The sequence below is a fragment of the Arthrobacter sp. NA-172 genome (assembly GCF_043952055.1).
In the GTDB taxonomy this organism is placed as follows: Bacteria; Actinomycetota; Actinomycetes; order Actinomycetales; family Micrococcaceae; genus Arthrobacter.
In genome coordinates this window covers 1,322,004-1,336,030 of the sequence record NZ_JBINOT010000001.1, presented here as the reverse complement: position 1 = coordinate 1,336,030, position 14,027 = coordinate 1,322,004, and the positions used below count along the sequence as shown (strand labels likewise).

Annotated in this window: 6 protein-coding genes and 3 pseudogenes; 7 read left to right on the top strand and 2 right to left on the bottom strand. The window is 63.4% G+C overall.

Annotated features, from left to right (window positions below):
• Nucleotides 1–19 precede the first annotated feature (19 nt).
• The 5 genes and pseudogenes from glgX to ACF0H6_RS06610 all read left to right on the top strand — a co-directional run bounded on the left by glgX (nucleotide 20) and on the right by ACF0H6_RS06610 (nucleotide 8,958).
• Nucleotides 20–2,443: a glycogen debranching protein GlgX gene (gene glgX / locus ACF0H6_RS06630; protein ID WP_395248943.1), complete on the top strand. Its 2,424-nt coding sequence runs from the start codon at nucleotides 20–22 to the stop codon at nucleotides 2,441–2,443.
• Nucleotides 2,440–4,759 (top strand): annotated as a pseudogene (gene treY, locus ACF0H6_RS06625) (malto-oligosyltrehalose synthase). The gene glgX and the pseudogene treY overlap by 4 nt, the downstream one beginning before the upstream one ends.
• A gap of 58 nt (nucleotides 4,760–4,817) precedes the next feature.
• Complete coding sequence (treZ, locus tag ACF0H6_RS06620; protein WP_395248942.1) at nucleotides 4,818–6,575, top strand: malto-oligosyltrehalose trehalohydrolase; 1,758 nt, start codon at nucleotides 4,818–4,820, stop codon at nucleotides 6,573–6,575.
• A gap of 94 nt (nucleotides 6,576–6,669) precedes the next feature.
• Nucleotides 6,670–7,706: pseudogene (gene mgrA / locus ACF0H6_RS06615) on the top strand (L-glyceraldehyde 3-phosphate reductase).
• Between the two features lie 165 nt (nucleotides 7,707–7,871).
• Nucleotides 7,872–8,958: pseudogene (locus ACF0H6_RS06610) on the top strand (inositol-3-phosphate synthase).
• A gap of 88 nt (nucleotides 8,959–9,046) precedes the next feature.
• Here the strand turns inward: ACF0H6_RS06610 and ACF0H6_RS06605 are convergent.
• Together ACF0H6_RS06605 and mshA are read right to left on the bottom strand one after the other, a co-directional pair.
• Complete coding sequence (locus ACF0H6_RS06605) at nucleotides 9,047–10,741, bottom strand: formate--tetrahydrofolate ligase (RefSeq protein ID WP_395248941.1); 1,695 nt, start codon at nucleotides 10,739–10,741, stop codon at nucleotides 9,047–9,049.
• Between the two features lie 104 nt (nucleotides 10,742–10,845).
• Nucleotides 10,846–12,090, bottom strand: coding sequence for a D-inositol-3-phosphate glycosyltransferase (mshA, locus tag ACF0H6_RS06600; protein ID WP_395248940.1), 1,245 nt, complete (start codon nucleotides 12,088–12,090; stop codon nucleotides 10,846–10,848).
• 254 nt (nucleotides 12,091–12,344) lie between these two features.
• Here mshA and ACF0H6_RS06595 point away from each other — a divergent pair, with 254 nt between their 5' ends.
• Together ACF0H6_RS06595 and ACF0H6_RS06590 are read left to right on the top strand one after the other, a co-directional pair.
• Nucleotides 12,345–12,770, top strand: a complete 426-nt coding sequence (locus ACF0H6_RS06595) for a GNAT family N-acetyltransferase (RefSeq protein ID WP_395248939.1) — start codon at nucleotides 12,345–12,347, stop codon at nucleotides 12,768–12,770.
• Nucleotides 12,771–12,844: 74 nt separating this feature from the next.
• Nucleotides 12,845–13,951, top strand: a complete 1,107-nt coding sequence (locus ACF0H6_RS06590; RefSeq protein WP_395248938.1) for a carbohydrate kinase family protein — start codon at nucleotides 12,845–12,847, stop codon at nucleotides 13,949–13,951.
• Nucleotides 13,952–14,027: the final 76 nt, after the last annotated feature.

Here is a 14,027-nt window from a genome sequence, read left to right as displayed (position 1 = left end):
GGCACCTGAAGGAGAACACATGGACGTTTGGCCAGGAACCGCATACCCGTTGGGAGCCACTTTCGATGGCACCGGAACCAACTTCGCGCTGTTCAGCGGGAACGCGGAAAAGGTGGAATTGTGTCTCTTTGACGATGACGGGGAAGAAATTTCCTACACCGTCAGCGAGGTGGACGGTTATGTGTGGCATTGCTACCTGCCGCACGTCCAGCCCGGACAGAAGTATGGCTACCGCGTGCACGGTCCGTATGACCCCGCCGCCGGGCAGCGCTTCAATCCCAACAAGCTCCTCCTGGACCCTTACGCCAAGGCCATCCACCGGCAGATCGACTGGGACCCGGCGCTCTTCTCTTACAACATGGGCGATCCGGACTCCCGCAACGACAAGGACTCCGCGCCCCACATGATGATGGGCGTGGTCATCAACCCGTTCTTCGACTGGGACGGCGACCACCTCCCGCGGATCCCGTACCACCGGTCCGTGATTTACGAGGCGCACGTCAAGGGCCTGACCCAGCTCCACCCGGAGGTTCCGGAGGAGCAGCGCGGCACCTACGCCGGCGTCGCCCACCCGGCCGTGATTTCCCACCTGCAGAAGCTCGGGGTCACGGCGATCGAGCTCATGCCGGTGCACCAGTTCACGAACGACGGCATCCTGCAGGACAAGGGGCTGAACAACTACTGGGGCTACAACACCATCGGGTTCTTCGCCCCGCACAACAGCTACAGCTCCAAGGGCGATACCGGCCAGCAGGTCCAGGACTTCAAGGCCATGGTCCGTTCCCTCCACCGAGCCGGCATCGAGGTCATTCTTGACGTCGTGTACAACCACACCGCCGAGGGTAACCACCTTGGCCCGACCCTTTCCTTCAAAGGGATCGACAACTCCGCGTATTACCGCTTGGTGGAGGGCGACCTTAAGCACTACATGGACTACACGGGCACCGGCAACTCCCTGAACGTGCGCAGCCCGCACTCGCTTCAGCTGCTCATGGACTCCCTGCGCTATTGGATCACTGAAATGCACGTCGACGGTTTCCGTTTCGACCTCGCTTCGACGCTTGCCCGTGAGTTCTACGACGTGGACAAGCTGTCCACCTTCTTCGAACTCATCCAGCAGGACCCGGTGGTTTCGCAGGTCAAACTGATCGCCGAGCCCTGGGACGTCGGTCCGGGCGGGTACCAGGTCGGTAACTTTCCCCCGCAGTGGACGGAATGGAACGGCAAGTACCGGGACACCGTCCGTGACTTCTGGCGGGGTGAGCCTTCCACCCTGGGTGAATTCGCCTCACGACTCACCGGATCGGCGGACCTTTACGAACACTCCGGGCGCCGCCCGGTGGCCTCCATCAACTTCGTCACGGCCCACGACGGCTTCACCTTGGCTGACCTGGTGTCCTACAACGAGAAGCACAATGAGGCGAACGGCGAAGGCAACAACGACGGCGAATCGCACAACCGCTCTTGGAACTGCGGTATCGAGGGGCCAACGGAAGACCCGAAGGTCTTGGGCCTCCGTGCCCGCCAGCAGCGGAACTTCATCGCCTCCATGCTCCTGTCCCAGGGTGTCCCGATGCTGCTGCACGGTGACGAGCTCGGCCGGACACAGCGGGGCAACAACAACGGCTACTGCCAAGACTCCGAGCTGACGTGGATCAACTGGGACAGCGTGGACCAGCCGTTGGTGGAATTCACGGCCGCGGTCAGTGCTTTGCGCGCCAAGCATCCCACCTTCCGGCGCAGCCGGTTCTTCGATGGACGCCCGGTACTGCGAGGCGAAGGCGAAAGGCTTCCGGACATCGTGTGGCTCGACGTCGACGGAACCACCATGACGCCGTCGGACTGGGACAGCGGTTTCGGCCGCTCCGTGGGCGTGTTCCTCAACGGTGACGGGATCCGCGGCCGGGACAACCAAGGCCGGCGCATCACGGACGTCAACTTCCTGCTCTACTTCAACGCCCACGACGAAGAAGTCGGCTTCAAGGTGCCCTCCGACGAATACGCACCCGCGTGGGACATCATCATCGACACCGCCGGCGGCGGGGCCGACACCGAACCCGTGCAGGCCGAAACAGTCCTGGGTGTTGGGGCCAAATCACTCGTGGTGCTGAGGGCACACAGTGTTCCGGACACCGAGCCGGACCACTCCGTTGCGGCATCGCTGGCCGCGTTGACGCAGACAGCCACCACTGAGACGGCATCCCTGACTGCTCCGGCCACGCCAGCACCATCCACTCCGACGCTCGGGGCTGCACCGGAAGCAGCACCCGGCCCGGAAGCGCAACCTGCTCCGGACGAGGAACCTGCCCCGGAGACCCAGGCCGCCCCCGAAAAGCGGGCCGCTGACTCGAAACCGGCTGACTCCAAACCGGCCGACTCGAAGCCGGCCGCTGCGCCGAAGAAGCCCAGAAAGGCGCGCGCGCCGAAGAACGGAGGATCATGAGGACGCCCGTTTCAACGTACCGGCTCCAGATCCGTCCCTCGTTCACGCTTCAGGATGCGGCAGCCCTCACGGGCTATCTGCGTGACCTGGGGGTGGACTGGGTGTACTTGTCGCCCATCCTCACAGCAGAGGAAGGCTCGGACCACGGCTACGACGTCACCGACCCGTCCACGGTTGATGCTTCGCGCGGTGGTGCCGAAGGTCTCGCCGCTGTCTCCAAGGCGGCGCGGGAATCCGGGCTCGGAGTCTTGGTGGATATTGTCCCCAACCACATGGGTGTTGCGTCGCCTTCGCAAAATGCTTGGTGGTGGTCGCTTCTCAAAGAGGGCAAGTCCTCCCGCTACGCCGAAGCGTTCGATGTCGATTGGGATTTCGGCGGAGGCAAGCTACGGCTCCCGGTCCTCGGCAGCGATGAGGGTCTTGACCAACTGGAAGTTGTCGACGGCGAATTGCACTACTTCGACCACCGCTTCCCGCTCGCCGAAGGCAGCTACTCGGCCGGCGACAACCCCCGCGACGTCCATTCACGCCAGCACTACGAACTTGTCGATTGGCGCCGGGCTGACAACGAACTGAATTACCGCCGGTTCTTCGGGGTCAACACCCTGGCCGGGATTCGCGTCGAAGTACCGTGGGTCTTCGATGAGGATCACGCGGAGGTCACTCGTTGGTTCCGCGAGGGGCTGGTGGACGGATTGAGGATCGATCATCCGGATGGCCTAGCGGACCCTTCTGGCTACCTGGCGCGCTTGAAGGAGACCACAGGCGGTTCTTACGTGCTCGTCGAAAAGATCCTGGAGCCTGGCGAGGAACTTCCGGAGAGTTTCGACTGCGAGGGGACCACCGGCTACGACGCGCTCGCCGACGTCGACCGTCTTTTCGTTGATCCCGACGCCGAAGAGCAGCTGGACGCCCTGGACGCCAGGCTCCGGGGCACTGAAACACCGCCCGATTATGAGGCGATGATTCACGGCACTAAGCGAGGTATCACTGACGGCATCCTGCATTCGGAAATCCTGCGGCTCGCGCGGCTCGTCCCGGAGTCTCCCGAACTGCCCCGTGAAGAAGTGGCCGACGCTCTGGCCGAAATCATCGCCTCGTTTCACGTCTACCGGAGCTATCTCCCGTACGGCAAAGACGCCTTGATAGAGGCCGTCGAACGGGCCGCCCGCACCAGGCCGGAGTTGGCCCAGGTCCCTCAAGGCGCTCCTTCCTCTGCTGCTCGATGCCGGCAATGAACTGGGCCGCCGCTTCCAGCAGACCTCCGGCATGGTCATGGCGAAAGGCGTGGAGGACACCGCGTTCTTCCGCTACACGCGCCTTGGGACACTGACCGAGGTGGGTGCCGATCCCACCGAATTCTCGCTGTCCCCGGCTGGATTCCATGAGCGCATGGTGCGGCGCCAGGCACGGCTGCCACTTTCCATGACCACGTTGACCACGCATGACACTAAGCGCAGCGAAGACACCCGGGCGAGGATCTCGGCCATCTCCGAGGCTGCCCCCGAGTGGGAAGCTTTCGTGCAACAGATGCAGGAACTGGCGCCAATTCCCGACGGGCCCCTGGCAAGCCTCGTATGGCAGGCCGTTGCGGGTGCTTGGCCGGCCAGCCGGGAACGCCTTCAAGGATATGTAACCAAGGCAGCACGCGAGGCCGGCAACTCCACGAGCTGGACGGCGCCCGCTGAAGAGTTCGAAGCCAAGCTGGCAACCGCCGTCGACGCCGCCTTCGATGTGCCGGAGGTGACCGCTGCCCTGGAGAAGTTCGTGGCTCTTTTGGACCCCTACGGGGTGTCCAACTCGCTGTCGGCAAAGCTCGTTCAACTGACCATGCCCGGCGTGCCTGACGTCTATCAGGGCACCGAGTTTTGGGACCGGTCGCTGACCGATCCGGACAATCGCCGCACGGTGGACTTCGAACGGCGGAGGGCGGCACTCGCAGCCCTCGACTCCGGTGCCCAGACGGAGGCGCGGGACGAGTTGGCCAAGCTGCTGCTGACGTCCCGGGCACTACGCTTGCGTCGCGACCGGCCGGAGCTCTTTGGCGGTTACAGTCCCGTCCTTGCCGAAGGTCCTGCGGCCGAACACTTGCTTGCTTTCGACCGCAGAGCGCCCGGCACGGGTGGCGGCGCCATTACTTTGGCAACGCGCCTCCCTCGGAAACTCGAACGAGCCGGCGGGTGGCAAAACACATTCATCACCATTGATCGTGCGGTTCGGGACGAACTCACGGGCAACAGTTACCCAGCGGGACAGGCACACCTCGGGAGCCTTCTGTTGAGATACCCCGTGGCCCTGCTTGTACCGACGGCATAGTCACAGCACGAACAACGGCGGGCATCCCAGCCTAGACAAAAACGATTGAGGGGGAGCCATGGCGGCGAAGAAAAACGCAAGGCAACGATTCGACCTTTGGGCACCGTTTGCAGATTCTGTCACCCTGCTTGCAGCCGGTGAGCACCACGAAATGCGGCATGACGACGGCGGAGCCTCCGGCTGGTGGACGGCGGACCTTCCTCAGGTGGCTGGGACTGATTATGGGTACCTCGTGGACGGGGAGGGGCCCTTCCCCGACCCGAGGTCGCAGCGCCAGCCCGAGGGGGTCCACGGACTGTCCCGGACGTTTGACACGTCGTCGTATGCCTGGAGCGACTCTGATTGGACGGGGCGTGGCCTCGGTGGCGCCGTCATTTACGAGCTTCACCTGGGGACGTTCACGCCGGAAGGTACTCTCGACGCGGCGGCGGAAAAGCTCGACTACCTCGTTGAACTGGGCATCGACTTCGTGGAGCTTCTGCCGGTCAACGCCTTCAACGGCACCCACAACTGGGGGTACGACGGAGTGCTGTGGTTCGCTGTCCATGAACCATACGGGGGACCGGAGGCCTATCAGCGGTTTGTGGATGCCGCGCATGCGGCCGGGCTCGGCGTAATCCAGGATGTCGTCTACAACCACCTGGGGCCGAGCGGGAACTATCTGCCCAAGTTTGGCCCGTACCTGAAGTCCGGGGAAGGCAACACCTGGGGTGATTCGGTGAATCTGGATGGCCCCGGCTCGGACGAAGTTCGCCAGTACATTTTGGACAACGCCGCCATGTGGTTGAGTGATTTTCACGTGGACGGGCTGCGGCTTGACGCTGTGCATGCACTGCGCGATGAGCGTGCCGTGCATATCCTCGAGGATCTTGCCAGCCTCGCGGATGGCATCGAAGCTGAAACGGGCATCCCCAAGACCCTGATTGCGGAATCGGATCTGAACAATCCGCGCCTGATCTACCGCCGGGACACCAACGGCTACGGTCTGGAAGGGCAGTGGAGTGACGACTTCCACCATGCCGTGCACGTGAATCTCACCGGGGAGACGGCGGGCTACTATGCCGACTTCGATTCCTTGACTGCTTTGGCAAAAGTCCTTGAGCATGGCTTCTTCCACGACGGAAGCTATTCGAGTTTCCGCGGCAGGCACCACGGCCGGCCCATCCGCCCAGGGCTGGTCCATCCTGCCGCCTTGGTGGTCTGCAACCAAAACCACGATCAAATTGGCAATCGCGCCACCGGTGACCGCCTGAGTGCGAGCCTGTCTTACGGAAGGCTGGCGCTGGCCGCGGTGCTGACCATGACGTCGCCGTTCACCCCGATGTTGTTCATGGGGGAAGAATTCGCCGCCTCCACGCCCTGGCAGTTTTTCACCTCCCATCCTGAGGAATGGCTGGCTGAGGCCACAGCAAACGGCCGGCTCAAGGAATTCGAACGGATGGGTTGGGACCCTGCCTCGGTGCCTAACCCCCAGGATCCGGAGACGTTCACGCGTTCCAAGCTCCGATGGGAAGAAGCGCACGACGGCGATCACGGCCGGCTGCTCGAACTTTACCGAGCCTTGGCCAACCTCAGGCGCTCGACGCCGGAGCTAGCGGGCGGCGGATTCACCGATACCCACGTCGACTTCAGCGAAGAGGACAAATGGCTGGTCCTTAGCAGGGGCTCCGTGAGGGTTGCCTGCAACTTTGGGAACGAGCCCCTGAGTAGGCCCATGAGCGGCGAACTGCTGCTAGCCACGGACTCCACGGCCGCCATCGGGAACGGAAACCTGACAATCCCGGGGGAGAGCGCCGCCGTCGTGCGCCTTAAGTGACCGTGCACTTTACGTGACCGTTCACTTTAAGTGACCGTGCCCACATGACGGACATCACGCTTCGAGCATGGAAGGCGGTGGCAGGATGGTAGGTATGACTTATTCGGCCGCGGGAAACCGCTATGAAACCATGCCCTACCGCCGCGTCGGACGCAGCGGCCTCAAACTTCCCGCCATCTCGCTGGGACTTTGGCACAACTTCGGCGACGACAAGCGTTTCGAAGAGCAGCGCGCCATCCTCCGCCGGGCCTTCGATCTAGGGGTCAACCACTTCGACCTTGCCAACAACTACGGGCCGCCGGACGGTTCGGCTGAAACGAACTTCGGCCGCCACCTGAAGGACGACTTCAAGCCCTACCGCGATGAACTCGTCATCTCCACCAAGGCCGGTTACTACATGTGGCCCGGCCCCTACGGAGAATGGGGATCCCGCAAGTACCTGCTCTCCAGCCTCGACCAGTCGCTTCAGCGCATGGGACTGGATTACGTGGACATCTTCTACAGCCACCGTCCCGATCCGGAAACGCCCTGGAAGAAACCATGGGTGCCTTGGACTACGCAGTCCGGTCCGGTAAGGCGCTCTATGCCGGTATCTCCTCCTACACTCCGGAGCAGACTCTTGAGGCAGCCCGGATTCTCAAGGAGATGGGTACTCCGCTGCTCATCCACCAGCCCAGCTATTCCATGCTGAACCGCTGGACCGAGAACGGTTCGCCGAACCTCTACGAGGCGTTGGACCAGGTGGGTGCTGGATCCATCGCCTTCTCGCCGCTGGCCCAGGGGATGCTCACCAACCGGTACCTGAACGGAGTCCCCGCGGACTCGCGCGCCGCCAAGGAACGGTTCCTCTCCGAATCAGCACTGACCGAGGAAAAGCTGAACCGGGTGCGTGGTTTGAATGCCATCGCCGACGGGCGCGGCCAGACCCTCGCGCAGATGGCTATCGCCTGGATCCTGCGGGATCAGCCGAAGGGTTCACCTGTGACCTCGGCCTTGGTGGGCGCCTCGAGTGTCGCGCAGCTGGAGGACACGCTGTCCGCCATCAACAACCTCCACTTCACGTCGGAGGAACTGACAGCGATTGACGAGTTCGCCGTCGAATCCGACATCAATCTGTGGGCACAAAGGTAGTTTCGGATAAATTATCCACGTGCGGGGCCGGCTGGGAACAAAGCCGGCCCCGTTCAGGTTGGTTACAATGCAAAGAGCGCCGAATGGCGCTGTGCCTCTAAGACGCCGTCGTACACTCAGGTACGGACGCGCCTGGCACCTGAGGTTAGTTCTCAAAGGAGTTCCGTGTCTTCACATCCGATTCGTGTCGCCATTGTCGGCGTAGGTAACTGCGCCGCTTCGCTGGTCCAAGGTGTCCACTACTATCGCGACGCCGATCCCCAGGCCGACGATTCCAGGTCTGATGCACGTTGAGTTCGGCAAGTACCACGTCAACGACGTTCAGTTTGTTGCTGCTTTCGACGTTGACAGCAAGAAGGTCGGCCTGGACCTTGCAGACGCCATCGGCGCGAGCGAAAACAACACCATCAAGATCGCGGATGTTCCCTCCACAGGTGTGACCGTACAGCGCGGCCACACCCTGGACGGCCTGGGCAAGTACTACCGCGAGACCATCGTCGAGGCCCCGGAAGAGGCAGTGGACATCGTCGCCGCACTGCGCGAAGCCAAGGCCGACGTCCTGGTCTGCTACCTGCCCGTTGGTTCCGAGGACGCCGCACACTTCTACGCGCAGTGTGCCATTGACGCCGGTGTTGCCTTCGTCAACGCCCTGCCGGTCTTCATCGCGGGCACCAAGGAATGGGCCGACAAGTTCACCGCTGCGGGTGTGCCGATCGTCGGCGATGACATCAAGAGCCAGATCGGCGCCACCATCACGCACCGCGTCATGGCCAAGCTCTTCGAAGACCGCGGCGTCACGTTGGACCGCACGTACCAGCTGAACGTCGGCGGCAACATGGACTTCAAGAACATGCTGGAGCGTGACCGTCTGGAGTCCAAGAAGATCTCCAAGACCCAGGCAGTGACCTCCAACGTCGAGGCCAAGCTGCACGCCGACGACGTCCACATCGGCCCGTCCGACTACGTTGCCTGGCTCGACGACCGCAAGTGGGCGTTCGTCCGTCTCGAAGGCCGCAACTTCGGCGATGCCCCGGTTTCCCTGGAGTACAAGCTCGAGGTCTGGGACTCCCCGAACTCGGCAGGCGTGATCATCGATGCGATCCGTGCCGCCAAGATTGGCCTGGACCGTGGCATCGGCGGCCCGCTGCTCTCGGCGTCGAGCTACTTCATGAAGTCACCGCCGGAGCAGCTCAATGACGATCTCGGCCGCGATAAGGTCGAAGCCTTCATCCGCGGCGACGTCGAACGCTAACCCCGCTTTCCCGTCAACGCGGGGTCACTTACAGCCCATTAACCTCACCACCACCGGCCGTAAGTGACCCCGCGTTGTTTGAGAAGGGTCAGAAGAGGCCCACCGGGTTGCCGTGTTCATCGACGTCCATCCGCATCGCGGCAGGCTCCTTGGGTAAACCGGGCATCGTCATGACCGCACCGGTCAGCGCGACAATGAAGCCCGCCCCGGTCTTGGGAATCAGCTCTCGCACGTGCACCGTGAATCTCTTGGGGGCACCCAACTGGGAGGCGTCGTCGGTGAATGAATACTGCGTCTTGGCCATACAAACGGGCATCCCGCTCCAGCCATTTTTCCGGATGTCCGCGAGGCGCCTGAGCGCGGGAACGGAAAACTCCACACCGTCGGCGCCGTAGATTTCCTGGACTATCGTGCGGATCTTGTCCTCCACGGACAGGCTCAGAGGATACAAATGACGGAAGTCCGACGGCGTTGCTGCCGCCACCACTGCGGCGACCTTCGCCGCGAGCTCGTCGCCGCCGTCGCCCCCTCCACCTCTGCCCCAGACATCCGCCACCGCCGCCTGCACTCCCTCCTGGGCGCGCCAGGCCAGCAGCCAGTCGAGCTCTTCTGTTGTGTCCGTCGCGAACTTGTTAATGGCAACCACCGGGGTGACGCCAAACTTCTCGACATTGTGCACATGCCGCTTCAAGTTCTCGACGCCGGCAGCGAGCGCCTCGACGTTAGGCTCCTTGAGAAGCTCCTTCGGGATACCGCCCTGCATCTTCAGCGCCCGGATAGTCGCGACCACGACGACGGCGGACGGCGCCACGTCCGCGATGCGCGACTTGATGTCCATGTACTTTTCTGCGCCAAGGTCGGCGCCGAATCCCGCTTCCGTGACCACAATGTCGGCGAGCTGTTGGGCCGTTCGCGTGGCGATGAGCGAGTTGCAGCCGTGCGCGATGTTGGCGAACGGGCCGCCGTGCACCAGGGCCGGCGTTCCTGCGATGGTCTGAACGAGGTTCGGTTTGATGGCGTCCCTCAACAGCATTGTCAGTGCGCCCTGGACCCCGAGATCGGCCACGGTGACCGGCCGCCGGTCATAGCTGTATCCGAAAGTGATGCGGCCAAGGCGCTCGCGGAGATCATCCAGGTCCGTCGCGAGGCAGAAGACGGCCATGATTTCCGACGCGACGGTGATGTCGAAACCGTCCTGTCGCGGGACTCCTTGAGCTGGGCCGCCCAGGCCGATGATGACCTCGCGCAGCGAGCGGTCGTTCATATCGAGGACCCGTTTGAACGTCATGCGGCGGGGATCAATGTTGAGCTCGTTGCCTTGGAAAATGTGGTTGTCCACGAGGGCCATAAGGGCATTATTGGCAGAGGTGATTGCGTGGAAGTCGCCGGTGAAATGCAGGTTGATCTCGTCCATGGGAAGAACCTGGGAGTAGCCGCCACCGGTTGCTCCTCCCTTCATACCCAGAATCGGTCCAAGGGACGGTTCGCGCAGCGCGATCATCACGCGGTGACCAGCCCGTGCCAAGGAATCGGCAAGGCCCACCGTGGTTGTGGACTTTCCCTCACCCGCCGGCGTCGGGGACATGGCCGAGACGAGGACTATCTTGCCCGCGCGTTTGGCCTCCGGGAGACGGAGTTTGGCGGGATCGATCTTCGCCTTGAACCGGCCGTACAGTTCCAAAGCATCGACGTTGATCCCGGCACGCTCGGCGATTTCCTCGATGGGACGTATCGCCGCACTCTGGGCAATTTCGAGGTCGCTCAAGATCTTGTTTTCAGACATCCTTGTCCTCAACTCCTCGGGAACACTGTTCGCGACAATCTATCAGTCGTGTCCTCTTAGGTGAGCGGGCGTCGTCGGGATTGCCGCCGTAGGTTAGCGGGCATCTAGCTTGGGCGGACGAGGACGGCGCCGATGGCTGCGTGGTAGCTCTCGAGCGTGAGGGCTGCCGTCCTTTGCCAGCCGAAGGCCTCCGCATGGACGGCAGCGGCACGGCCCATGTCTTCGCGGGTGCGGGGATCGTCGTACAGGGCTTCGATGACGTCGGCCCAGCGGGAGGGATCGTGGCCGTCAACCAAAATGCCCGTGCGACCGTCGGCAACGGCGCGGGACAGGCCACCCACGTTGGTGGCCACCACCGGGGTGCCGCAAGCCTGCGCCTCGAGGGCAACGAGCCCGAACGATTCGCTGAAGGATGGCATCACCACGACGTCGGCTGAACGGAACCAGCCCGCCAGCTTGGGCGCCTTGACCGGCGCACGGTGGGTTACGACGTCGTCGAGCCCTGCGGCCGTGATGAAGGACTGCAGGTTGAAGTCCTTGGCACCGCTCAGGGCACCCAGGATGGTCAGCTCGAGGTCGATGTCCGGCCGCCTCTTGCGGAGGATGCCTGCAGCCTCGACGAAAACCTGCGGACCCTTGAGCCGCTGGATGCGCCCGGCGAAGAGCAGGTGGAAACTGTCGGGCCGCACGCCAAGCTCGGCCCGGGAGCGGGCCCGGAACGCGGGCGTGAACACAGTGAGGTCGACGCCGGGGGGAGCGATATCGATGTGGTCGAAGTCGGCGTTGTAGTGCGAGACGAGCTCCTGGGCTTCCGCGGGGGTGTTGGCCACGAGTCGAGTGGCTCCATCCACGATCCTCTGTTCGCCGTCCTCGCGAAGGCGCGGTTCGGGCCGCTCGCCGGATTCGAGCACCAAATTCTTGACCTTCGCCATCGTGTGCATCGTGTGGATCAGCGGCACGTTCCACAATGCGGACAGTTCAAGGCCGGCCACGCCGGATACCCAATAGTGCGAATGGATGGCGTCGTAACGGCCGTGCGGTTGCCGCTGCCGGATCCTCTCGATTTCGGTCACCATGGTGTGGAGGAGCTCGGGAAGTTCCTCTTTGGGCAGCTTCCGGGCCGGCCCTGCCAGGACGTTATGGACGCAAACGCCGGGACCGGGGTGTTCGACGGCGGGCTGCCCGACCGACGTCGAACGCGTAAAGATCTCTACCTCCACGCCAAGATCCGCCAATGCCATGGCCAGCGCCCTGACGTAGACATTCATCCCGCCGGCATCGCCCGAACCGGGCTGCTCCATGGGGGAAGTGTGGAGTGACAAGAAGGCCACGCGACGGATCAACGACACCGCTACCTCCTGTATCCAAAGCAACTCAACGAGCTCCGCAAAGTGAGAGATCCTCTGCGTCCCAGCGAAAACACTACTCCTGACCTCCACGGCATTGCAGCCGGCCTGCAGGGCCGACCGTGCATGGCGGGCTGATACCGTAACGGACGTGAGCCACTCAAACAGCGAAGCAGGAACGCCGGCGCCCGTTAGCTACGAGATCCGGGTCGCCGAGGCAAGCGACTGGCCCGGGATCTGGGCCGTCCCTGGAACCCGTGATCCGGGCTGGGGAGACCTTCACCTGGGACCGCGACACTAGCGAAGAAGCTGCCCGAAGCAAGTGGTTCAAGGAAGCGCCCGGCCTGACCTTTGTGGCAGTGCGCGACGGCGACGTGCTGGGTACCGGCGAACGGCACGCCAACCAGGGCGGCGGCGGAAGCCACGTGGCCAACGCCGGCTACATGGTCCATGCCGATCACGGCGGGCAGGGAATCGCGCGAGCACTTTGTGCCTATTCCTTGGTTGCCGCCAGGGATGCCGGGTTCAAGGCCATGCAGTTCAATGCCGTCGTCGAGAGCAACGTCCGCGCAGTGGGCCTGTGGCAGTCCATGGGCTTCCGCATCCTGGCGACGATCCCCCGGGCCTTCCAGCATCCAACCCTCGGCTACATGGGGCTGCACGTCATGTACCAGGAGCTCTAGTCCGTCCCGGGATTGGCGCGGTCCGCGCCGGGGAAAGCTATGCACGCAGGTGGCCACAGCGTAGTCTGCCGTGCATGGACGCAACGCCCAGGGCTGGATTCGATCCCCTCGCAGCCATCCGCCTAGACGCGAGCGACACCGGGGATGATTCGAGCTGCGATCTGCTCCTGACGGGCACGGTGTTCCAGGACATCATCTTCACCGGGCTGGACCACAGTCCTGAGCCAGGGACAGAGGTGTGGAGCCAAGGCATGGGCACATGCCCCGGCGGGGTGGCCAACCAGGCCATCGCAGCTGCACGGCTTGGGCTGCGGACCAGCCTGGCGGCGGCCTTCGGAGATGACGGGTACGGAGACTTCAACTGGCGGATCCTGGAGAGCCAAGAGCACGTGGATCTCTCCCTTTCCAGACGGTTCGATGGTTGGCACTCCCCGGTCACTGTCTCCCTGTGCGTCGATCACGACCGTTCAATGGTCACCCACGGACACCCCGCACCCATGAGCGCCTCGGAACTGATTGGCGAACCGCCCAAGGCGCTCGCCGCCGTCGCGGATCTCGGTGAGGAACCTGAGCCGTGGATGCTGGCGGCGAGAAAATCCGGGGTCAAGCTCTTCGGCGACGCCGGTTGGGACCCGACAGGGGAATGGTCGCCTAAGCGGCTGGACCAGCTCGAAAATTTTCATGCGTTTATGCCGAACCAGCGCGAGGCCATGGCCTTTACCGGCAAGGACAATCCCTGGTCTGCGCTCTACGCGCTCGCCGACAGGGTTCCGGTAGCTGTGGTGACTCTCGGAGCACAAGGGGCCATGGCGGTGGATTCCGAAACCGGTGAGGAGGAATGGGTGCCGTCCCTTCCCGTCACGTCCTATGATCCCACCGGGGCGGGCGACTGCTTTGGCGCGGCATTTGTTGTGGGCTGCCTGGCCGGCTGGCCTTTGGGAGATCGGCTCCGATTTGCCAATCTTTGTGCCTCGCTGGCCGTGCAGGAGGTGGGGGGCTCGCTGGCCGCGCCGGGCTGGGGCGACATCGCCGATTGGTGGCAGCGGGCCAACGCCCGCCGCGAGCGGCAGTCCAGCCAATGGCTCAAGCGGTTCGCTTTCCTCGAGGACATTGTCCGCAATGTTCCCCCGGGGGCCCAGCGGCGCGCATCGGCCACGATCGCCCACAATTCCGACGCCTGAACCCGGAACAGAAGCCCCAACGGGTGCTCCAAGCCAGACCAGGCCCGCCCGCTCAAGTCGGTCCCTGCCTCCTCGC

Excerpts from the sequence above, each read along its gene's own strand:
- glgX (WP_395248943.1), top strand. The coding sequence starts at position 20 with ATGGACGTTTGGCCAGGAACCGCATACCCGTTGGGAGCCACTTTCGAT.
- treZ (WP_395248942.1), top strand. The coding sequence starts at position 4,818 with ATGGCGGCGAAGAAAAACGCAAGGCAACGATTCGACCTTTGGGCACCG.
- ACF0H6_RS06605 (WP_395248941.1), bottom strand. The coding sequence starts at position 10,741 with ATGTCTGAAAACAAGATCTTGAGCGACCTCGAAATTGCCCAGAGTGCG.
- ACF0H6_RS06590 (WP_395248938.1), top strand. The coding sequence starts at position 12,845 with ATGGACGCAACGCCCAGGGCTGGATTCGATCCCCTCGCAGCCATCCGC.